The sequence below is a fragment of the Lysinibacillus macroides genome, from assembly GCF_001281525.1.
Lineage (GTDB): Bacteria > Bacillota > Bacilli > Bacillales_A > Planococcaceae > Lysinibacillus > Lysinibacillus macroides.
In genome coordinates this window covers 1,007,508-1,028,760 of sequence record NZ_LGCI01000010.1, presented here as the reverse complement: position 1 = coordinate 1,028,760, position 21,253 = coordinate 1,007,508, and the positions used below count along the sequence as shown (strand labels likewise).

Genomic DNA, 21,253 nt, shown 5'->3' with positions numbered 1-21,253 from the left:
GAGTGGAGTTATTATGTTAAATGCTTTACTGGTGGGATTTAATCCGAGAATTATAAAAGCACTTGAAAAAACAAAGTATAATCTTAATTTATATGTAATCGAAGAAAGGGAATTGTTCGAAAAAAATTATATAGATTTTTGTTCTCCTATTTTGAAAAAAACTTTATTCGGGGAATATCACATATCCATCAAGCTAAGCACATCAATACCCCAAAAATGAAAAAAACGTTATTCTTTCTTTAACAGCAGTAGTTTACAAGAAAGGATGGCGTTTTTGATGAATCGAATCCTATCCAATGAACTGAATCTTTTTGCACAAGAGTTACGTGCGTGTTTATCTCCAACCGTGCTAAAAGACATTGCGAAACGCGTTGGCTTTGTAAAGCGCGCGAGTAAGTATCAAGCGAGTGAACTCATTGCCCTTTGTGTCTGGTTGAGTCAGGAAATTGGCAGTACATCCCTTACACAATTGTGTAGTCGGCTAGAAGCTTCAACTGGCGTATTGATGAGTGCAGAAGGTTTGAATCAACGCTTTAACCAGGCAGCTGTCGCTTATCTTAGAGAGGTCTTTCGCACGCTGCTTGCACAAAAGCTCTGTGCCAACCAATCACTCCCCGACACCTTGATGTCTCGGTTTAAGCGAATCCGTATTTTAGATGCGACCGTGTTTCAACTGCCAGATGCGTTCGCTCGTGAGTATCAAGGATCGGGTGGCAGTAGTAACACGGCGGGTGTAAAAATCCAATTGGAATACGACTTACTCAGTGGTCAATTTCTGAACGTACATGTTGGACCAGGAAAAAACAATGATAAAACGTACGGAACCATCTGTCTTCAAACGGTCGAGGCCGGCGATGTATGCCTGCGCGATCTTGGCTACTTCGATTTAGGCGACTTACAGGTCATTCATGAGAAAAAGGCGTACTATATCTCACGGCTGAAGCTCAATACACGGATTTATATCAAGAACCCTGCGCCAGAAACGTTCAAAAATGGGACGTTGAAAAAGCATACCGAATATATTCAACTCGATATGGCACAAATGATGGCTGAACTTACGCCTGGTGAAACAATTGAAATTCAGGAGGCTTACATTGGGCAAAATCAAAAGCTACCAGCACGTGTCATTATGCATCGTTTAACCGACGACCAAACGCAAACACGCTTGAAAAACCAAGCCATTCGTGAAAAGAAGAAGGGCATTGTCATGAAGGAGAAAAGTAAACGCTTAATGGGCATGAACGTCTACATCACGAACACATCACCTAAAGAAGTCCCAACGAAGGACGTGCATGCCCTGTATTCGCTTCGCTGGCAGATTGAAATTTTATTTAAAACGTGGAAGTCTTTTTTTGAAATTCATGCCTGTAAAACGATGAAAAGAGAACGCTTAGAATGCCATTTATACGGACAGCTCATTGCCATTCTCCTGTGTTCTTCGACGATGTTTCAAATGCGACAGCTCCTGCTCGAAAAGAAAAAGCAGGAGCTGAGTGAATACAAGGCGATTTATATGATTAAAGATTACTTTCCGTTATTCTTCCGAGCGATGGCAGCCGGTGCAGAAGAACTGGTAAAAATTTTGCATCGCTTGTATCAGCTACTCTCAAAGAACGGTCGGAAGTGTCATCGAGCTAAAAAGATGACGGTCTTTGATATTTTAGGTGTTGTGTATGAAACGACGGTGAAGCCTAGACAAGCTGCCTAGCGAAAAAAAACGCTTTTTTCGAGGCTTATTTGGCATGCTTGTTTTTCGTGCACTGGTTAGTTATCAGAAAGAAACGATTCGAATCTAGCTAGTTACGTTGTTAGATTGATGGGGATGGGGGAATATCAACAATCTTTGGATTGTATGAATGAAGCTGTTAATTTATCTAAAAAAATAAAAATTGATGCAGTAATGCCAGGAAGGGAATATGCTGTATCCTGTGTCAATGAAATTGCTAAAAAACTAAATTTACCTAGATTAGGAGATACAGCAGCAAAGTGTTTAACGAATAAATTTGAACTAAGGAAAAAGGGAGAAGAAATCGGTATTCCTCAACCTCTGTATCAAAAAATTAGTAGTTTAACTGAATTAGAATCTGCTAAAATGCAATTTCCTTATGTTTTAAAGCCTTCTAATAGACAGGCTAGTGTAGGTGTAGTAAAGGTAAAAAAAACTAGCGAGATTAAAGAGACTTGGAATAAAACAATAAATGCTAGCGAGAAAGGAGTTTTAGTTACAGACCGTTCCTTCAATTGGGAATATCAAATAGAAGAATTTTTAGAAGGTTATGAGATTAGTGTAGAAACGTTCGTTCGTAAAGGGGAAGTTGTTTTTCAAAATGTAACCAATAAAATAACAACTAGCTCAGATTATTTTGTTGAACTCGGTCATACTGTACCCGCAACAATAAACGAAGAAACTAGAGAGAGATTAATAGAACTAAAGAAATATTTAGCCAAAGGATTAGAAGTTTCTGACGGTATATTGCATTCAGAGTGGATTGTTACTAAGGAAGGTCCTAAATTGATTGAATGTGCAGGAAGAGCTCCAGGCGACAATATAACTGACCTTATTAGCGAAGCTTACCATTTTAATTTTTTTGAAGCATATTTAAGCATTCTTATTGGAAAAGATGATACTGATATTACTCATCATGCTAAATTTTGGGCAGCAATAAGGTTTTTTAACCCTGGGTCAGGGGAGCTAAAATACGTCAAAGGGTTGGATTTCTTAAAAAAACTGCCAAACATTATAAAATATGATATATCAGTAGAGCCAGGTCAGAAGTTATCAGAAATCACTAGCTCATGGGATCGAATCGGTTTTTATATGGTTCAAGGAGATAGTGTAAATGAAGTTGAAGAAATTATTAAAAAAATTGAGAAAAATATACAATTTAAATTAGTTTAGATAAAAATATAATTTTTAGGAGGTTAATAATTGATTTATTATGATGTACTGGAGCTAATTGGGAGTACGCCGATTGTTAAATTAAAAAATATAACCGGATTAGATTCTGCTCAAATCTTTTTAAAATTAGAAGGGTATAATCCCGGAGGAAGTATGAAAGACAGGGTAGCTAAAGCAATAATTGAGAATGCTGAAGTTGAAGGTAAATTAGAAAAAGGGGGTACCATTATTGAGTCTTCATCGGGTAATTTAGCGATTGGTTTGGCGATTATGTCAAAGCAAAAAGGCTATCGAATGATTGCAGTAGTGGATCCTAAAATCTCCCACGTTAATTTAAGTTTAATTAAAGCCTATGGTGGAGAAGTTTATATGGTTAATGAACCAGACTCTGAAGGCAATTACTTAAAGAAAAGAATAGAAACTGCAAAAAGACTCTCTGAAGAAATTAATAATTGTTTTTGGCCTAATCAATATAATAATTATAATAATCCGAAAGCTCATGAGGAAAATACAGCTTTAGAAATATTCAATGATTTTCAAGGAGATTTAAATTGGCTAGTAGCCCCGGTAGGAACAGCTGGTTTAGCTACAGGTTGCGCACTCGGACTTAAAAAATTAATTAAAGATTTGAAAGTTTTAGCTGTAGATGCGGTTGGTTCAGTAACATTTGGAACGCAACCAGGTAAAAGACTGCAAACGGGTATAGGGGCTGCTATCGTACCTCAAAACGTTCGTCCTGAATTATATGATCAAGTTGAGCATGTTGATGATGAAAACGCCTTTTACATGACAAGAAGGTTAGCTATGGAGGAGGGATTACTTGTGGGGGGATCAACAGGCTCAGCTGTTCATGCTGCTCTAGAACTTTCAAGACGGCTTAATAAAAGTGAAAAAATTTTAGTTATTTCTCCTGATAGAGGAGATCGGTACTTTAACACAATTTTTTCAAATGAGTGGTTAGAAAGAAATGGGATATTTTTGAAGGGGAAGGGGTTAACTGTAGTATGAATAGAGTAGATTTTTTATATCTATCACAAGAAGACATAATTAAAGCAGGTGGATTAGATTTTAACATTTTTATTGATACTCTTGAAAAAATACTTGGTACTCATGCTAAAGGGGATTTTGTTCAACCCCTTAAACCTTATTTAAAAAGAAAAGAACAAACACATGTTGCAGATAGAATAATTGCTATGCCCAGTTATGTTGGTGGAGATTTCGATATCTCAGGGATAAAGTGGATATCAAGTGCTTCCCAAAATCCTGTAAAGTATAATCTCCCAAGAGCATCCGGAGTAATTATTTTAAATGATTCAGAAAAAGGGATTCCCGTCGCGGTTATGGATGCTACTCTTATAAATCTAATGCGAACAGCTGCTGTTTCAGGTGTAGCTACAAAGTATTTAGCAAGGGAAAATTCAAGAAAGATTGGCATTATAGGTGCCGGTATTATCGGTAAAATGCAAGTGAAGGCTGTACATAATGTCATTCCAGAAATTAATGAAATAAAGGTTTATGATCTAAATAAAGAAAGGGCGATTCATTGGTCTAATACATTGGAGAAGGAAATTGGAGTGAAAATTATAATTGCTAAATCAGCTCAAGATGCTTTACAAAATGCTGATATTATTATTACATCTACAACAGCGGAAGAAGGATATATAGAAGGGGACTGGATCAAAAAAGGTTCTTTATTCTTAAACGTATCACTTAACGATCCGAAATTCGATGTTATTCTGAAAGCTGATAAAATTATTGTGGATGACTGGGAACAATGTAATCGGAAAGATAAGGTTTTAAATAAGATGTATAAACAGAAATTAATCTCCGAGCAGGATATTCATGCAGAATTAGGCGAGATTGTTCTAAAACAAAAAACTGGAAGAATAAGTGAAGATGAAATTATTTTCTTTAACCCAATGGGAATGTCTGTAGAGGATATAGGGAGTGCATATACAATTTATAAACGTGCAAAAGATCTTGGAATAGGCACGACCTTATCTTTATGGGAAAAACCGATCGGTGTGTAGGGGATAAACTATGTTAAATTTAATTAATGAAAATGAAGCTATTATTAAAGAAAGTCTCGGACTAATTAATAAGAAAGTTTATAATTTAATTTCTTTAGTGGAAAGTGAAAATACTTTAAAAACTGGAAGATTTCCATTTGTCACCCGAGAGGGTAAGTGGATTTTTAAAGATAGTTGGGCAAATGGTTTTTTTATTGGAGAAATGTTACTTCTTTATAGAATTACAAAGGAAAAAAATTGCTATCATATATAGATAAGTATATTTGGAGTATTGAGAAATATAAGTCAAATGGTAATTTCCAAGACATTGGATATCTAATGCTTTATTCTTTTGCTTTAGCTTTTGACGTTACAGGTCGAGAAGAATACAAAAAGGTGGCACTTGAAGCAGCAAATTCTTTATTTGCCTCTTTAAAAGAAGGAAATTATTTAATTTGTAATTGGCTTGAAAACGGAGAAAGTTATGCCGGAGTAGATTCTTTTATGAACATTGGTTTATGGATATGGGCATACGACCAAACAAGGGAGCCGAAATATATATCGGCAGTGACTAGGTAAGCGTAAAATAATGCCCACCTAGTTTTTCAGGTGGGCATTGGTGTATTCTTTACTTAACTTTATCAGGAATACGGCATTCCTTTGGAATGGTTTTTGACCACGGAAGGAACTGATCAAGTGCTTCCTGATCATCTAGATCTATTTGTGGTAATTGTTCAAAAAGATAGTTTAAGTAGCTCATGGGATTTAACCGGTTCTCTTTGGCAGTTTCTACAATGCTATAGATAATGGCACTGGCAGTTGCACCTCTCATAGATTGGGAAAACAGCCACGATTTCCTTCCCATAACGAATGGTTTAATAGAACGCTCCGCTCTATTATTATCTATTTCAAGACGCCCATCTTTCATAAAGGTAATAAGTTTAGGCCATTGGTTTAAACTATAGTTAATTGCTTCACCTAGTTTGCTTTTTGGTGGAACTTGAGGGCGTTTTGATTTTAGCCATGCTAAAAAAGCATCCAACACGGGTTGACTGCGTTTTTGACGTTCTTCTTTCCGTTGTTCTGGGCTACAATTTTTGATTTCCTCATCTATCTGTTTCTCAATTTTAAATAATTGATTACAGTATTGGAGTCCTTCAGCCGCTAGAGTTGTAGATTTATCTACATTGGCAGGCAACGATTTGAGCGTTTCATCGAACTTTCTTCGTGCGTGAGCTAGACATCCAACTAACTCCACATTCTTCAAATCGTGGTATCCTGCATAACCATCGACATGAAGGTATCCCGAAAACCCCTTAAGAAATGCCTTTGGGTGCTTACTGTGGCGCGAAGTCTGGTAATCGTATAAAACAATCGGTGTTATGTCACGGCCAGATCGGTATAACCACATATAGGATTTGGAATTTGCAGCCTTTCCGGGTTCTGCTAAAACTTGAACTGTTGTTTCGTCTGCGTGCAGACGGTCAAGTTGAAGTAGAAGCTCATGCAAGCGATTGTAAAGCGGTGAGAGCCACTTCATTGAACCATATATTACCCAGTTGGCAATCGTTTGGCGTGATAGAAAGACACCAAGTCGTTCAAATTGTTTTTCAATTCGGTACAATGGCATTCCTTCTACGTATTTTTGATTCATGATATATGCCATTGAAGAAGGCGAAGCGAGACTTTTTGGAAAAACTGCCGCAGGCATTTTAGCTGTGACAATCGGTGTTTCGATTCCTTCACGTTCACATTTACGACAGCTGTAAATATGTTGAATATGCTCCACGACTTTCACTTGAGCAGGGATAATCCTTAATTCTCGTCGCGTTTCCGTACTCATTTCATGCACAGTTTCACCGCAACACAAACAGACCTGCTCTTCTTCGGATAAACGATAATGAATCGTTTCCGTAGGCAAGTTTTCAAGTTTCGCATCTCGTTGTCCTACATACTTCTTTCGATTATACGTAATCGTTTCAAGCGTAGGTTCTTCCACTTTTACATCCGCTGTGATTTCAGCTTCATTAAAAAGAGATAGTTCGATTTGATCCGGATTTGTTTTTTCACTAGATGTCCCGAATTTCTTTTGTTGGCTTAGTCGGAATTGTTCTTCCAACCATTTTACTTTTGCCTCTAGGACTTCTTTTTGTTTTTCTAAATCCGCATTTTTTGCTGCGAGTTCTTCAATTGTATCTTGTAGTTCATGCGTATTTTTTTCCATGAAAATAGAATACCATAAAGAGAGGTGACATGGATTGTCAACTCTCTTTAAATGATAAATTTTGCATCCATTTTTTGATGTGCTTGTTTTTGTTCTAATGGAAGTCCATCAAGCAACCAATTTAATTGGCGAGGACTAATGCATTGAGGGTTGGATGTTTGTTCGTCTGGCCATTGAAAAATGCCTTTTTCAAGACGGCGATAATACAACCAAAACCCATTATGATCCCAATGGAGAATCTTTAACTTATCTCGTTTGCGATTACAGAAGACAAATAGATTGGAAGAGAAAGGATCCAGTTGAAAACTCATTTGAACAATCGCTGCCAATCCATCGATCGACTTTCGCAAATCTGTTGAACCCGTCGCTAAATAGACTCGTTCAATGGGTGTTTTACTTAACATGTGACTGAAGAACCTGAAGCACTTCATTAAAAAGTGCATGATTGAAGCCTTCTTTAATTTCAATTGAAACATCTCCTACCTTAACTGTTAAAGTAGATGTTTCTTCAATCGAATTGGATGAATCGATGGCAACCCATTGTGTAAGAGGATAAGCGACGTGAGTCGGTTCAGTATCCAATCGTTTCATCCAGCTATACATACTTTGGACACCTACTTGATTTTGTTTACACCAAGCTTTTACACTTGGCACTCCACTGGATCTACAGGCATCGATGCGTTCTTGCCACATCTGTTTTCGTTCCTCTGGTGACATAAAAAACCTCCTAACAATTGATGTTAATGTGATTATCACAAAACTCGGCAATTATTAGAAGGTGTGTAGTATTTGGCGCTTACGGAGCCGAAATATATATCGGCAGTGACTAGAGTCGTTGATCATGGTATAAGAACATTGGTATTACCCGACGGTAGGACATGTGAATATGCCAAAGTTGATCAGTTAACCGGTACTTTACAAACAATATATAATAAAAACGCTTTAGATTATGACACAGTATGGTCAAGAGGGCATGCTTGGACTATTTATGGGTTAATAAAAGCATACTCTTTTTGTAAAAACGATACCTACTTTGAAGTGATTAATAAAGTTACAAATATATATATAAATCAGACAAAATGGGATTTAATACCTAATTGGGATCTTTTTGCAAATAAAGATGATATCTTGGATACTTCTGCAGCTGCAGCCGTATGTTCTGCTTTTATCAAATTTGGAAAAGTAGAGAAAGATCTAAAATATTTGAATTTAGGAAAAACAATATTAAATACTTTGCTTACAAATGATTACCTTTCTTCAAAAAAAAGTCATCAAGGGATTTTATTACATGCAAGTACGCCTTTAAGAATAACTTCTAAACCCGGAGAATCTCAAATATGGGGAGATTATTTTTTACTTGAGGCGTTAAATCAAATAATGAAATAAAAGGGTGTATATTTATGATGGTGAATGTTGGATCTATTGATTCAAGTGATTTAATGATTAACGTTGAGTTAAATAGTAATAAAGGCATGCTTAAGATTACTAACTTAGTTCCAGAAATTGAAGATGTGTTAATAATTGAATTAGTTCTACCAATAATTAATGAATTCAATTTACAGAATCTTAAAATAAAAATCTTTTATAACGGAGCAAATGGTTGGGTTATTAGAAGTCGTTTTGAAGCTTTATCTATATTAATTAAAGAACAAAATCTTGTACGAGAAGGTGAACTCCTTGTCTGAAGTAACAGTTTGGGAAAGGCTTAATTTTTATGTACCTGCATATAAACCCGGAAACATCGAGTATGCTTTAAATTTTAATATTAAGAACTTGGTAATATGCCTTGAAGATGGAACTCCTGAGGAAAAAAAACTGGAAGCCAGAGTGTTATTAAAAAATGCATTAAAAGATTTAGGTGAAGTAGACAAAAACTTTACAATTCGAATAAATAGTGTATATACAAAACATTGGAAAGATGACTTACTAGCTATTATTCCTTATGGTCCAAACAGAATAAGAATACCTATGGTAAATAAGCCAGAGGATATACTTTTAATTGTAGATTTCATAAACTCTATTTTTCCAGAACAGAAGAGTTTTCCTTTTTTTGAAATAATGATCGAAAGTGTAGAGGGTTTGAAAAATATTGAAGCTTTAGTGCAAGCTAGTGATAAAATTTATGCTTTAACAATTGGTGGAGAAGATTTATTAAATGATTTTATAAAACTCGGCTATAAAAATCCTAAGCAAGAAGTAATTAATGCTAAAAAACACCTTTGCCGCGTTGCTAAGGCTTACGAACTTTTAAGCTTTGATACAACTTTTATGGATTACAAAAATAAAGTAGGTTTTGAAGAAGATTGTAAAAAATCGATTAGTTATGGTTTTTCTGGAAGATCATTAATGCATCCAGACCAGATAGAAGTAGCTTTTGAATTATATGGAATAGTAAAGGAGTTAAAAAAATGTTTAAAACCTTAGAAAAATCTTTAGATAGGCCTCTTTCAGATCTAGAATTGAAAAAGTTTAAACATACAATTTTGAACAATGTTGATATAGTTAAGGTTCACATTGATCCAGTAACAAAGAAAAGGTTAACAGCTTACTTTGTTTTCAATAAAAACGAAGAAGTCATTAAAAACCAGTTGAATTCTTTTCTTAATAAATGGAATGAAGATTTGTCTAAAAAAGAAAATAGTAAGAATAATGTCAACTTAATAAATGTTAATGAACCACCAATTCAAAAACTAAATAGTTGTTGCAGTAATTCCAATAACTCTAATATATCAAATGAGCTTTTAGAGAAAAAATGGATCACAATTTTAAAAGGAAGGGATATAGGTTATACCGAGGAGATTGTTAGTCTTCTTAATTTCTTTGATAAAAGTTATCAAGATCTTGTTATATCCGAGATGAGTGATTCTCATAAAATCAATAAGGTAGGTTTCTCATCTTTAATTCCTAAATACTACATGGAGAAATTAGGATATTTTTCAAATTCTCCGGAACATTTGTTTTTCGCTTCTCATCTTAGTTTAGATTCAATTGAGAAGTTTACAGAGGAAAGTAAGGCATTGGGAGGGCATTTACCTCAAGAAGAAGTTTTTTTTGAATCGCCAGAATATGTACTACAAAGTGCTCCTTGCTTTAAAGTTTATTTTAGTCTTGAAGACGAAATCTTAAATGAAAATAAAATTTTTAATTTAAAAGGACATTGTTTTAGGAATGAAATAAAAAATACCTATTTGCTTGAAAGGCTTCTTAATTTTACACAGAGAGAATTTGTATTCATAGGCAGCCCAGAATTTGTAGTGGAAGGTAGAGACAAATCGCTTGAACTTACTATTGAATGGATGAGAAAAATGGGCATTTCTGGACGTTGCGAATTAGCAAATGACCCCTTTTTTATTAATGATGATCAAAAACAAAAATTTAATATTCCTTCTAAAATTAAGTACGAAGTAAGAGCGGATATTCCTTATAAAGATGATTCTATTTCCATTGCATCATTCGATACTCATGGGGATTTTTTCTCTAGGACATTTAACTTTAAGTTAGATAATAGTGAAAATACTTGGTCTGGATGTATTGGTTTAGGAATTGAAAGATGTGTTTGGAGTTTTCTGCAACAATATGGATTAGACAAAGAGAAGTGGCCCACTTATGTACGACAAAACTATAATAAATAATGAAGAATTTTTTGTAGAGTGGTTGGCCAATAAGTTCTGTTATTCATCAATTTTAGAAGCCATAGTTTGGCCATCACCTGGTCTGGTGAATTTATTTGACAATGGAAGTCATAATGATATGGATGTTAAAATATTCCTGAATAGTTCAATTTTTCTTAAGAAATATTTTAAACAGGCAGCTGTTATAGGCTATAAAAATCATCACCAAATCGATAAAATATTTCCACATTTACGTGAAGTAGGGAAACAAGCAGAGAAAGAAATGTTTTTATTAAATAAAGGCGTCAATACTCATAAAGGAACTATCTTTTTGGGATTGTTAGTTTGTGCTGCTGCATCTATTGTTTATAAAAATACAAAAGAACTTTCCCCAGTTTCAATCTGTGACCAAACAAGTATAATATCGAAGAAATATTTAGAGAAGGACTTAGAATATGAAGGGAAGAACCTTACAACTGGACTGAAAGCTTATAAAGAATATGGCTTCACAGGGATTAGGGGCCAGGTCATAGATGGTCTGGCTATAATCCACAATTTTAGTTTACCCATTTTAAAAGAAAGTTTAATAAATGGCTTATCTTTACGTCTCTCCCTTGTACAAACTTTAATATCATTGATTTCTAGGTTAGATGATACGACTATTCTTAATAGAAAATTTGAAGTAGATAGAATCCACTTTGCAAAAAAATGGGCATTAAAAGTGTTAGAAGCTGGAGGTATTTATACTAAGGAAGGTAAAAAATTGATAAAAGTAATGAATGAAGAGTTTAAACAATGTTCTATCAGTCCCGGAGGATCAGCTGATCTACTTATTATTACAGCTTCATTATATTTCTGGAATGAAGAACTTCCAGAGGTGCAAGAAATCTTAAATGAAATTAGTTGATATTTTAAAAGATAGGGAAGAATTATCGTCAATTAGGAAATGTTACCTTAATGAGATTGATTCTACACTTTTGCAGATCACTTTAAACATTCCGGGAGAAAATAAAAATATACCTGAGGTTTTATTTCTTTTCAGTGAAGCTTTAAATTCAATACGAAGCCTTTTTTTAAGTGATGATATCAAGTTTAAAATTTTATATTTGTCGGAAAGTTATGTTGGCCCCACTAGCTTTATAATGGTTGATTGTAATGCAAAGGATGTAAAAAATATGTGCTTAGGGTTAGAGGATACCCACCCCTTAAGTAAATATTGGGATTTAGATGTATTTAATAGGGAAGGAATGAAGGTAAGTAGGGATCCTGAAAGAGCAAAGAAATGTTTTATTTGTGAAAAAAAAGCTAAAATATGCGTATTTATGCAGTCACATTCTATTGAAGAATTATTGAATCAATTATCTTTTGATATAGCAAATTATTAAAAATGGGTGATCAAAATTAAAATATTCAACCGTTTAAAAATGCCATTACCAATATTCCATATTTGTCTTAACTACTTTACAACTCATATTGGATTTTTTTCTATTATGCCAATATTGACCATATATTTAATAAATATAAAAGGGTTTTCTGTCACTGACTCAGCCTTAATGGTTTCTATATTTACTGTAGCTTATAAAAGTGCAAGGTTTTTTGTTGGCCCATTACTAGATAACATAAATCCTAAAACAAGTATTGTCTTTGGATGTATGTTATCTGGCATCTGTTTAAGTTTGATAGGATTAGTAAATTCTTTTTTTATGATAGTAATATTATTAATACTTTCTGGATTCGGGTTTTCAGCTAGAGGTTTAGCTGGAAGTACTTCAGTTTCATTTATAGGGGATCAGGATGGTAAAGGAATTCTATACTTTGGAAATATTAATGTTTTTGTTAATATTGCATCTATGATCGGTCCTTTTATTGGAACATACTTGTATACTTCAGGTAATTCAGATTTTATTTTTCCAATAATAGGGGGATTCTATATTGTTTCAGGTATACACATATATCTTTTTTTAAAATCTATTGATGTTTCTGAAAAGAATAATTCAAAAACAACATTTTTTAGTGGTTATAAAACAGCCTTAAAAAATAAACCATTTATGTTGTTTTTAATAATTAATTTATTTGGAGCTTTCTTATATGGTCAATTATTTACAACTTTCCCCTTTTATGTGTCAAAAAAATATGGTCAGGAAGAGCTTTTAGGATTATTATATTTAATAAACGGTTTGCTTGTTGTAGTACTACAAATCCCTATAAGTAATATGCTTCATAAATTTTTCCCAAAAAAGGAAGAATATTATTTAGTAAGTGCTTATTTTATTTTTGGTATATCATTTTTATTTGCATCAATTGACATTGGATTATATTTTTTATATATTGCAATCGCATTTTTTTCAATAGCTGAGATATTTTTTACTCCTACTGTTAGTTCAATCGTTTCTAAGCATGTTACTAACAATTTAAGGACAACTTACTTTAGTTTGATAGGTTTATCAACTGCATTTGGTGAAGGTTTAGGAGCTTTTGCTGGACTAAAGCTACTATATTTATTTGATCAAGTCGCTAAAGCTAACTATTACTGGGTTGTTATTACCCTGTTTGCTTTTTTTTCTTCAATAATAGTTTTACTTTATAAAATAAGAGAGTCCTATACTAATAGTAAAGAAGGGATTAGTGAAGATATATCATGAAAAAAACAATTTTGATGATTGGAATTAATGGTAGATTTATCAGTAGTTTAGAGAAATCTGAAACTAAATTTGAATTAATTCTTATTGAGGAAGAGGACGTTTTTAAAACAAGGACAAAAAAATTGGAATCCCCTCTTATAAGGAAAATTATTTTAGCCCCATATCAGCAATCAAATGAAGCCCTAACAATTATAGATAGTGTATTTAAAAAGTATGATATAGATGCTGTAGTGCCAGGAGTGGAGTACGCAGTAGGTATAGCAGGGGAAATAGCCCGGAAATTTTCACTAAATTATCTTGGAGAAAAATCAATAAGTTATTTAACTGATAAATATATGCTTAGAACAATTTGCGAGGAGTATCTTTTACCACAACCAAACTTTGTTAAAGTGACTAGTGTTAAAGATATCGAAGATTTTTTTGATAATAAACCTATAGTGATTAAACCAGCTAACAGGCAAGCAAGTGTCGGTGTGATAAAGGTTCAAACTAGAGATGAAATTCCTGAGGCCTTTGAAAAAATGATTGGTTCTAATGAAGGTAGAATAACTGCCAAAAGGAATATGAAATGGACGTATTTAGCAGAAGAGTTCCAAGATGGTTTTGAGGTAAGTGTTGAAACTTTAATAAAAGACGGGGAAGTTTTATTTCATAATATAACAAGCAAAGAAGTTACAGGTACTCCTTATTTTATTGAAAGCGGACATATAGTTCCCGGAATAGTAACAAAGCAACAGGAACAAGAAATTATTAAAAATCAAGAAAAATTAATAAATATATTAGTTGCACAGACGGGGATACTCCATGCTGAATGGATTGTGACGAAAGAAGGACCTAAGCTAATTGAATGCGCTGGAAGAGTCCCCGGTGACGATATCTTAACATTAATAGAGCATGCCTATGACTTTAATGTATATGAAAACTACATTAAAATGCTATGCAATATGTCTACAGCGATAAAAACATACGCTATATGTGGAACTGCAATTAAATTTTTTATGCCTAATGCCGGAATTTTGGAGGATATTAGAAATCTTGATATATTAGACAAGTATAAAAATGAGATAATAGATTTCAACATTACTGTAAATAAGGGAGATACTATACCTCTTTTAACTTCTTCATGGTCAAGGACAGCAGGATATATCATTGTCAAAAATAAAACTAATTATCAAGTTAAAGAGTTTTCGGATTATCTTACTAATAATATAAAATTTTTAGTAAGGTAAAATCAGACGTTTCTAGTGAGCTTGTAGACAAACCAAACGTTGTTAGACGAGTCTACAAGCTTTTTTATAATGTTTATTTTTCAGCCCGAATTCTGTGTTTGCTGGAATATCCGCAGAAAATCACTAATTATAAGACATTGGAGTGAATCTATTTTTGTTCACTGCGCCTTTCTTTAAGAATTGTCCATTCCCTTTTCAAAATACTCATTTCGTATAGGTTCCAAAATTCATTTTCATATCTACATACTTCCCTTAATAACCCTTCTTTTACAAACCCTGCCTTTTCGTAACAACGAATAGCAGATTCATTAAAGTCAAAAACCCCTAGGCTTACTCGATTAAGATCATATTTTTTAAAAGCTAACTCTAGAACACGCTGGATCATCATTAATCCGTACCCTTTTCCTCTTTCGGTATTATTAAATACTAATACTTTACCAATCCGAGCAGTCCTGTTTTGGAAATCGATATCTTGCAGTGCAATGTGTCCAATAGAATAATTTAAATCATTTACTGCTTTAAATATAATTCTAGTATTGTTATTTAAGTAATTATCGAGCTGTTGGGTATTTAATGGATGTTCGAAGGCACGTCCTGCCCATTGAAGCAACATTTTTTTTGAGTCTATATTGGCGATTAATTCATTATAATCATTTCTAGTAAAAGGTTGTAGTTTTATCATACAAATCCTCTCCTCCTTTTTTCTCTTGTAAGGAATATTATAACAATTTTTAAGGATAAGTGATAAAAAATGTGAATTATTAAATGTATTTTTAAAGGTACAAATGTCAACCAATCTATATACAAAAACGCTCGCTTAATTGTGTATAAAATCACTCCCCTCCTGTAGAGATCAATAGTGCTATGCCAATGGTCAACCCTATTTGTAATGGAGAGGCTTGGATTTCATTATGTAAATAAATTGCCAAAAAGGGCATTGCCATAAAGCTTGCAATCCGTGTAAAAATCGTTCCACCTAAAATAATCCAGACTAATGGATGAAACAATTTTGATAATTTCATCGAAACTCCCCCTCTCAAGATGTAGAATGTTTCGAGTTTAACGGATTATAAAGTAGCTGTAAATAGTGAAAATTATCGTAAGAGGGTAAATAACGCAAAATAAGCCTGAGATTGAGCGATTTGCCAAAACGACAAAAAAGAATGACCCCGACGAAAGGTCATTCTTTTTCCCTACTTAATGTTTTACATACAAAACATAAAACTAAGACGTTAATTTTACTTTTTTCTTCGTCGTTGTCCATCTGCCTCGACTTGGACTCATCACCAAATCGTTAAAGGCTAACACGTTCAAATCTCTTTGAACGGTGCGAGGAGTGATACTAAACTCTTCGACTAAATCCTGTGTAGACACGGTTCCTTTGTCTAAAATAAACATGTACACGTCTTTAATACGATTAAGCATTCGATCAGTAGTTGGTTTCATAAATGAACCACTCCTTCATCTTAATTCTCTTGGCAAAGACTAGCGGACGACAATATGTGCGGAGTGCACTTAGGCTTTTTAAATAGCTGCCTTAGACATCCCCTTTTCTAATTTGATGATCAGAACAATTATTCTGATAACTTTATTATATAGAAAAACTACTTGATTTTCTAGTGAATGCAAGAGAAATTTACAATTGAAATATAAAATTTATACTGTATTTTGTGGAGGTATGGGTAAATCATGCTATATATGGTAGTGTTCATCTAAGCGATTGCAAATAGTTGTTAGCAAGATAGTTGTCATCTATGTTGTAAAGTGTAGAATAATGTTATGACATTGAAGGAGGTACATCATATGGATTGGTTACAAGCTGCAAAAGACAGACAAGATGAATTAATACAGGAGCTACAGGAGCTTGTGCAAATTGATAGTGTGCTCGATGAGGAAACGGCTACTGCTGAAGTACCTTTTGGTGATGGTCCACTGCAAGCGCTAGAATGGTTATTAGCAAAGGGCCAAAAAGAAGGACTATCAACAAAAAATATTGATAACTACGCTGGCCATATTGAAATGGGTGTAGGTGAAGATTTGTTAGGGATTTTATGCCATGTTGATGTTGTGCCAATTGGTGATGAGGCAGATTGGACATATCCACCATTTAGCGGCACGGTTGCAGATGGTAAAGTATATGCGCGTGGTGCAATTGATGATAAAGGCCCTACTATTGCAGCATGGATGGCTATGAAGCTTGTGAAGGATGCAGGTATTCCATTAGAGAAAAGAGTACGTATGATTATTGGTACGGATGAAGAAACAGGATTCCGCTGTGTCGACCACTATTTTAAAAAAGAGGAAATGCCAACGATCGGCTTTGCACCAGATGCGGATTTCCCGCTCATTAATGCTGAAAAAGGCATCGCAGAGCTTGTGTTCTCTCAACATCAAACTGGCGATGCAGCAAAAGAACAGCTACTACTATTTAATGCAGGAAAGCGCCCAAATATGGTACCTGATTTTGCTAAAGCAGTGCTTCAACATGTTTCAGCATCAGTCGAACAGAATTTTCGAACATTTTTAAGCAAAAATCAGCTAGAAGGCTCTTTATTATTAGAGGGCTCTCGCTATATAATAACTATCAAAGGTAAAGCAGCGCATGCAATGGAGCCTGAAAAAGGTGTCAATGCCGCTGTTTATCTTGCGAAATTTTTACAGCAACTGTTAACGACAGAAGCAAGTAAGCAATTTGTTGATTTTATTGCAGATGTTTTTTATCAGGATCATTATGGACATCAGCTTGATTTACAATTTGAGGATGTAATGTCAGGTCCAACAACATTAAATCCAGGGGTTGTTAGCTATGATGTTCAGCGAGGTAGCAGCTTGATAATAAGTATGCGCTACGCTGTAACGTATCCATTTGATGAAAAAATAACAGCTGCCCAGCGATTAGCCGCTGAAAAGGGATTTTCATTAGATATACAAGACGACTCCAAACCACATTACGTCAGTGAGGATGATCCATTTATTCAAACATTGGCGGCCATCTACCGACGTCAAACAGGTGATACCACAACACCTTTATTGTCTACAGGTGGTGGCACGTATGCACGTGTAATGAAAAAAGGTGTGGCATTTGGCATGCTATTCCCAGGCGAGCCAGATGTTGCACATCGAGCCGATGAGTTTGTCGTGGTGGAAAATCTTGTGAAGGCAGCCGCTATCTATGCGGAAGCAATTGCCGAGCTTGCAGGAAAAAAATAAATCAGAGACGAAAAGGATGAACGAGTTATGGCATATTCATTATGGAATGATCAAATTGTTGAAGAAGGATCGATTACAGTATCACCAGAAGATAGAGGCTATCAATTTGGTGATGGCATTTATGAAGTCGTTAAAGTATATAACGGACATATGTTTACAGCACAAGAGCATATTGATCGTTTCTATGCGAGCGCCGAAAAAATTCGTCTTGTTATTCCTTACACAAAAGACGTTCTGCATAAATTATTACATGACCTCATTGAAAAAAATAATTTAGACACAGGACATGTTTATTTCCAAATTACACGCGGTGCTAATTCCCGTAATCATGTTTTCCCAGATGCAAGTGTTCCAGCTGTATTAACGGGTAATGTAAAAGCTGGTGAACGTGCATATGAAAACTTTGAAAAAGGGGTGAAGGCTACGTTTGTAGAAGATATTCGTTGGTTACGCTGTGATATTAAATCTTTAAATTTACTTGGGGCTGTACTTGCTAAGCAAGAGGCTGCTGAAAAAGGTTGCTATGAAGCGATTTTACATCGTGGAGATATCGTAACAGAATGTTCATCCGCAAATGTATACGGTATTAAAGATGGTAAGCTTTATACACATCCAGCGAATAACTTCATCTTAAATGGTATTACACGTCAAGTTATTTTAAAATGTGCAGAAGAAATTCATTTACCTGTTATTGAAGAACCAATGACAAAAGCAGATGTTTTAACAATGGATGAAGTGATTGTGTCATCTGTATCTTCTGAAATAACACCTGTGATCGATATAGATGGTCATCAAATCGGTGCTGGCGCTCCAGGGGAATGGACACGTAAATTACAACAGGCTTTTGAGGCGAAATTACCACTTGCATCAAATACAAAATAAACACATCTTGGAAGAAGAACTATTCTATATGGATAGTTCTCTTTTTAATGGTAAAATAAAAAACAGAGTAATAGAACAATTTTACATATTGAACATTGCAGTACAAATGTCGATGTAATAACTACAACTGCCTCTTTTTCGAACACAATAATTGTCATAGAAAGAGAACAAAAGATATGGTAAGGAAGAATGGGGTGACCTTTATATGGCACAATTGGTGAAATTACAAGATTATATTTCACGCTATCAAATTGATTTAGCAAGATATCCAACACAATTTGTTCGCCTAAAGAAAAATCAATGGGAGCGCATTAAGCGTCAATGGGAATTGGGGGAGGATATTAGCGAATGGCAACATGTCGACAATGAGGCAGAAACGGATGTTTTTGAAGAAAAGGAAAGGTTTTCTTTCTTGAAAAAAATATTTGCTGGACGGCAAAAAGAAATAGTAGAGGATGTAGAACAATTAGAAATCTCAACTGAACTTGTGAGCGATGAGGACACCATTCCTGAAGAAGAAACAACCTTAACATTTGAGCCTAAAATTGTCTATGCACCACAATCCATTCATGAGCTAAAACGAATGTTTATTGATCAATTTTTCCATTTTCAAATAAAATGGGCGAGCTCAACATTACGAGAGAAATCTTATGTAGATCCTCGCTTTATGCGTGACTCTTTACTACGCATGTTATTGCAAACGTTACCAGATAACTACTTATTGTTTTATTACCCGATATTACAAATAAGAAAAGCACCGATTGAACTTGATGTAGTGCTAATGTCACCGACTGAATGCATTTGTATTACGGTTTTAGAGGCTGAAAATCAAGCTGTATATGTTGGTGGCAGTGATCGTTTTTGGCTAAAAAAAGTAGGCACAAAGGATGCAAAAGTGTTGAATCCAACCATTAATTTAGGACGTATGGAATCGGTGCTGACGCAATTATTTAAACAAGATCATATTAATATGCCTATCCGCAAGGTCATCCTAACGCGTAATGGCTATTTTGACTATCCTGGCTCACCGTTTGGAGTGCGTTTTGTCGATCGTCGTAATTATGGAGAATGGATTGAGCAGTTAAGAAAAGTGTCCTCCCCTATGAAACATATGCAGATTCGTGCTGCCCAAACCATTTTAAATAATGTGCAAACAACATCCTTTAATCGCGATATTTGGCAGCAAACGAACCATTCAGCAGAGGACTAAGCATGCAAATCTTATTTATTGTCAATGAAGCTGCTGGTAATGGTAGAGGGAAGAAGGTTTGGCAACAGCTCCAACAACAGCTAACAATTGCCTATGAAGTAGCTTTTACAGCCTATGAAGGACATGGGCAAGTAATAGTCAAACACTGGGCACAGCAACATCAGGGTAAAAAACTGCTTGTAATTGTTGGGGGTGATGGCACAATTCATGAGGCAGTAAGTGCTATCGTACATAATGAATACGTTTTAATCGGTGTTGTGTGTGCTGGTTCTGGTAATGATTTTGCACGTTATTTCCCTACCTTTCGCAATGCTAGGCAAATCGAAGATTATGTAAAAACAGCTATGGTCACTACAAAGATAGATGCTGGGTTCATTGAACTTGGCGATCATCACCATAAAATCTTTGTCAATAATACAGGTATAGGGTTTGATGCATATGTGACAAAAGCTATCAATACATCTCGCATTAAGCTGTATCTCAATAAATTAGGACTAGGCAAGCTGTCATATGCTGCTGCTGTGATAAGAGGGCTATTTCGTTTTAACGGCTTTCCGAAAGAAGTCTCCCATCCTGAAGGAATGTGAAGGTTCGAATAGCACCAATAGTAGGTGGGAGGTATATTTGGTCAAGAAGCTTCTGCCTACTTCCAACAGGCGGTGTCCCAATAGATACCATCAAAAAATATATTGAAAATCAAGGTCAAAAGTGAGGTGAATTGATATGACCAAACAAAACAAAGCTTTCAAATTTCGTTTGTTGCCAAACAAAGAACAATCCGTCTTATTAGCTAAGACATTTGGTTGTGTTCGCTTTGTCTACAATAAGATGTTAGCTGAACGCAAAGAAACGTATGAAAAGTTTAAGAATGATAAAGAAGCACTTAAAAAGCAAAAGTTTCCGACTCCTGCAAAGTATAAAGGTGAATTTCCATTCCTAAAAGAAGTGGATTCACTCGCTTTAGCGAATGCACAAATGAACTTACAGACGGCTTATAAGAACTTTTTTGAAGGACATGCTGAATTTCCAAAGTTCAAAAACCGTAAAACAAAACAATCCTATACAACTAACTTTGTCAATGGAAACATCGAATGGAAAGATGGTCATATCAAGTTACCAAAACTGAAACTTGTGAAAATCAAACAGCATAGAGAAATTCCTAAGAATTACAAACTAAAATCATGTACAATCTCAAGAACAAACTCAGGAAAATATTATGTTTCTGTCCTAACAGAATACAAAAAAGACATACAGCCTAAAAAAATAGAAAATGTCGTTGGGCTGGATTTTGCTATGGCTGAATTTTACGTGAGTAGTGAGAATGAGAAAGCCAATTA

General features: G+C 34.8%; 25 protein-coding genes and 2 pseudogenes. 21 read left to right on the top strand and 6 right to left on the bottom strand.

The window, feature by feature from the left end:
- Positions 1-13 precede the first annotated feature (13 nt).
- From ADM90_RS19860 to ADM90_RS19830, 7 genes are all read left to right on the top strand, one after another.
- Positions 14-220, top strand: a complete 207-nt coding sequence (locus ADM90_RS19860) for a hypothetical protein (RefSeq protein ID WP_053996627.1) — start codon at positions 14-16, stop codon at positions 218-220.
- Between the two features lie 57 nt (positions 221-277).
- Positions 278-1,708 carry an IS4 family transposase gene (locus ADM90_RS19855; RefSeq protein WP_053993818.1) on the top strand — a complete coding sequence of 477 codons (1,431 nt, stop codon included), beginning with the start codon at positions 278-280 and terminating at the stop codon, positions 1,706-1,708.
- 114 nt (positions 1,709-1,822) lie between these two features.
- On the top strand, positions 1,823-2,899 hold the full coding sequence (locus ADM90_RS19850; RefSeq protein ID WP_161804096.1) for an ATP-grasp domain-containing protein: 1,077 nt from the start codon (positions 1,823-1,825) through the stop codon (positions 2,897-2,899).
- Positions 2,900-2,929: 30 nt separating this feature from the next.
- Positions 2,930-3,907: a 2,3-diaminopropionate biosynthesis protein SbnA gene (sbnA, locus tag ADM90_RS19845; RefSeq protein ID WP_053996625.1), complete on the top strand. Its 978-nt coding sequence runs from the start codon at positions 2,930-2,932 to the stop codon at positions 3,905-3,907.
- On the top strand, positions 3,904-4,929 hold the full coding sequence (gene sbnB, locus ADM90_RS19840) for a 2,3-diaminopropionate biosynthesis protein SbnB (protein ID WP_053996624.1): 1,026 nt from the start codon (positions 3,904-3,906) through the stop codon (positions 4,927-4,929). The genes sbnA and sbnB overlap by 4 nt, the downstream gene beginning before the upstream one ends.
- Before the next feature lie 10 nt (positions 4,930-4,939).
- Positions 4,940-5,182 (top strand): hypothetical protein, encoded by a 243-nt coding sequence (locus tag ADM90_RS19835; RefSeq protein WP_053996623.1) that lies wholly within the window; start codon positions 4,940-4,942, stop codon positions 5,180-5,182.
- Positions 5,167-5,487: a hypothetical protein gene (locus ADM90_RS19830; protein WP_053996622.1), complete on the top strand. Its 321-nt coding sequence runs from the start codon at positions 5,167-5,169 to the stop codon at positions 5,485-5,487. Before ADM90_RS19835 ends, ADM90_RS19830 begins: the two co-directional genes overlap by 16 nt.
- Before the next feature lie 49 nt (positions 5,488-5,536).
- Here the strand turns inward: ADM90_RS19830 and tnpC are convergent, their stop codons facing one another.
- The 3 genes from tnpC to tnpA are packed head-to-tail and all read right to left on the bottom strand — an operon-like array spanning position 5,537 to position 7,849.
- Complete coding sequence (gene tnpC, locus ADM90_RS19825) at positions 5,537-7,132, bottom strand: IS66 family transposase (protein WP_053996621.1); 1,596 nt, start codon at positions 7,130-7,132, stop codon at positions 5,537-5,539.
- Between the two features lie 47 nt (positions 7,133-7,179).
- On the bottom strand, positions 7,180-7,536 hold the full coding sequence (tnpB, locus tag ADM90_RS19820) for an IS66 family insertion sequence element accessory protein TnpB (protein ID WP_053994328.1): 357 nt from the start codon (positions 7,534-7,536) through the stop codon (positions 7,180-7,182).
- A complete protein-coding gene (gene tnpA / locus ADM90_RS19815) occupies positions 7,526-7,849 on the bottom strand; it encodes an IS66 family insertion sequence element accessory protein TnpA (RefSeq protein WP_053993084.1) in 324 nt (107 codons plus the stop codon). The genes tnpB and tnpA overlap by 11 nt, the downstream gene beginning before the upstream one ends.
- Positions 7,850-7,921: 72 nt before the next feature.
- Here tnpA and ADM90_RS19810 point away from each other — a divergent pair, with 72 nt between their 5' ends.
- The 8 genes from ADM90_RS19810 to ADM90_RS19775 are packed head-to-tail and all read left to right on the top strand — an operon-like array spanning position 7,922 to position 14,614.
- Positions 7,922-8,518 carry a hypothetical protein gene (locus tag ADM90_RS19810; protein ID WP_053996620.1) on the top strand — a complete coding sequence of 199 codons (597 nt, stop codon included), beginning with the start codon at positions 7,922-7,924 and terminating at the stop codon, positions 8,516-8,518.
- Positions 8,519-8,532: 14 nt separating this feature from the next.
- Complete coding sequence (locus ADM90_RS19805; RefSeq protein WP_053996619.1) at positions 8,533-8,817, top strand: hypothetical protein; 285 nt, start codon at positions 8,533-8,535, stop codon at positions 8,815-8,817.
- On the top strand, positions 8,810-9,556 hold the full coding sequence (locus ADM90_RS19800; RefSeq protein WP_053996618.1) for an HpcH/HpaI aldolase/citrate lyase family protein: 747 nt from the start codon (positions 8,810-8,812) through the stop codon (positions 9,554-9,556). Before ADM90_RS19805 ends, ADM90_RS19800 begins: the two co-directional genes overlap by 8 nt.
- The gene (locus tag ADM90_RS19795) at positions 9,541-10,764 is read left to right on the top strand and encodes an aminoacyl--tRNA ligase-related protein (RefSeq protein ID WP_053996617.1); all 1,224 of its coding nucleotides are present in this window, start codon (positions 9,541-9,543) and stop codon (positions 10,762-10,764) included. Before ADM90_RS19800 ends, ADM90_RS19795 begins: the two co-directional genes overlap by 16 nt.
- A complete protein-coding gene (locus tag ADM90_RS19790) occupies positions 10,739-11,650 on the top strand; it encodes a triphosphoribosyl-dephospho-CoA synthase (RefSeq protein WP_053996616.1) in 912 nt (303 codons plus the stop codon). The genes ADM90_RS19795 and ADM90_RS19790 overlap by 26 nt, the downstream gene beginning before the upstream one ends.
- A complete protein-coding gene (citX, locus tag ADM90_RS19785; RefSeq protein ID WP_053996615.1) occupies positions 11,637-12,128 on the top strand; it encodes a citrate lyase holo-[acyl-carrier protein] synthase in 492 nt (163 codons plus the stop codon). Before ADM90_RS19790 ends, citX begins: the two co-directional genes overlap by 14 nt.
- Before the next feature lie 39 nt (positions 12,129-12,167).
- On the top strand, positions 12,168-13,385 hold the full coding sequence (locus tag ADM90_RS19780; protein WP_083448626.1) for an MFS transporter: 1,218 nt from the start codon (positions 12,168-12,170) through the stop codon (positions 13,383-13,385).
- Positions 13,382-14,614 carry an ATP-grasp domain-containing protein gene (locus ADM90_RS19775; protein ID WP_053996613.1) on the top strand — a complete coding sequence of 411 codons (1,233 nt, stop codon included), beginning with the start codon at positions 13,382-13,384 and terminating at the stop codon, positions 14,612-14,614. The genes ADM90_RS19780 and ADM90_RS19775 overlap by 4 nt, the downstream gene beginning before the upstream one ends.
- A gap of 148 nt (positions 14,615-14,762) precedes the next feature.
- On the opposite strand, the gene ADM90_RS19770 is transcribed toward ADM90_RS19775, so the two are convergent.
- The 3 genes and pseudogenes from ADM90_RS19770 to ADM90_RS19760 form a co-directional block, all read right to left on the bottom strand.
- On the bottom strand, positions 14,763-15,296 hold the full coding sequence (locus ADM90_RS19770) for a GNAT family N-acetyltransferase (RefSeq protein WP_053996612.1): 534 nt from the start codon (positions 15,294-15,296) through the stop codon (positions 14,763-14,765).
- 157 nt (positions 15,297-15,453) lie between these two features.
- A pseudogene (locus ADM90_RS19765) lies at positions 15,454-15,636 on the bottom strand (MDR family MFS transporter); the annotation flags it as partial.
- Positions 15,637-15,838: 202 nt separating this feature from the next.
- Entirely contained in the window at positions 15,839-16,060 is a 222-nt protein-coding gene (locus tag ADM90_RS19760; protein ID WP_053996610.1) for a DeoR family transcriptional regulator, read from the bottom strand.
- A 357-nt stretch (positions 16,061-16,417) separates the two neighbouring features.
- On the opposite strand from ADM90_RS19760, the gene pepV reads away from it, so the two are divergent.
- The 6 genes and pseudogenes from pepV to ADM90_RS25240 all read left to right on the top strand — a co-directional run.
- Positions 16,418-17,824: a dipeptidase PepV gene (gene pepV, locus ADM90_RS19755; RefSeq protein ID WP_053996609.1), complete on the top strand. Its 1,407-nt coding sequence runs from the start codon at positions 16,418-16,420 to the stop codon at positions 17,822-17,824.
- 27 nt (positions 17,825-17,851) lie between these two features.
- Positions 17,852-18,706: a D-amino-acid transaminase gene (gene dat / locus ADM90_RS19750; RefSeq protein WP_053996608.1), complete on the top strand. Its 855-nt coding sequence runs from the start codon at positions 17,852-17,854 to the stop codon at positions 18,704-18,706.
- Between the two features lie 205 nt (positions 18,707-18,911).
- The gene (locus tag ADM90_RS19745) at positions 18,912-19,916 is read left to right on the top strand and encodes an NERD domain-containing protein (RefSeq protein WP_053996607.1); all 1,005 of its coding nucleotides are present in this window, start codon (positions 18,912-18,914) and stop codon (positions 19,914-19,916) included.
- Positions 19,917-19,918: 2 nt separating this feature from the next.
- Positions 19,919-20,503, top strand: coding sequence for a diacylglycerol/lipid kinase family protein (locus tag ADM90_RS19740; RefSeq protein WP_083448625.1), 585 nt, complete (start codon positions 19,919-19,921; stop codon positions 20,501-20,503).
- A 32-nt stretch (positions 20,504-20,535) separates the two neighbouring features.
- A pseudogene (locus ADM90_RS24075) lies at positions 20,536-20,628 on the top strand (transposase); the annotation flags it as partial.
- Between the two features lie 11 nt (positions 20,629-20,639).
- On the top strand, positions 20,640-21,253 hold a 614-nt coding region (locus ADM90_RS25240), incomplete at its 3' end, for an RNA-guided endonuclease TnpB family protein (RefSeq protein WP_412176998.1).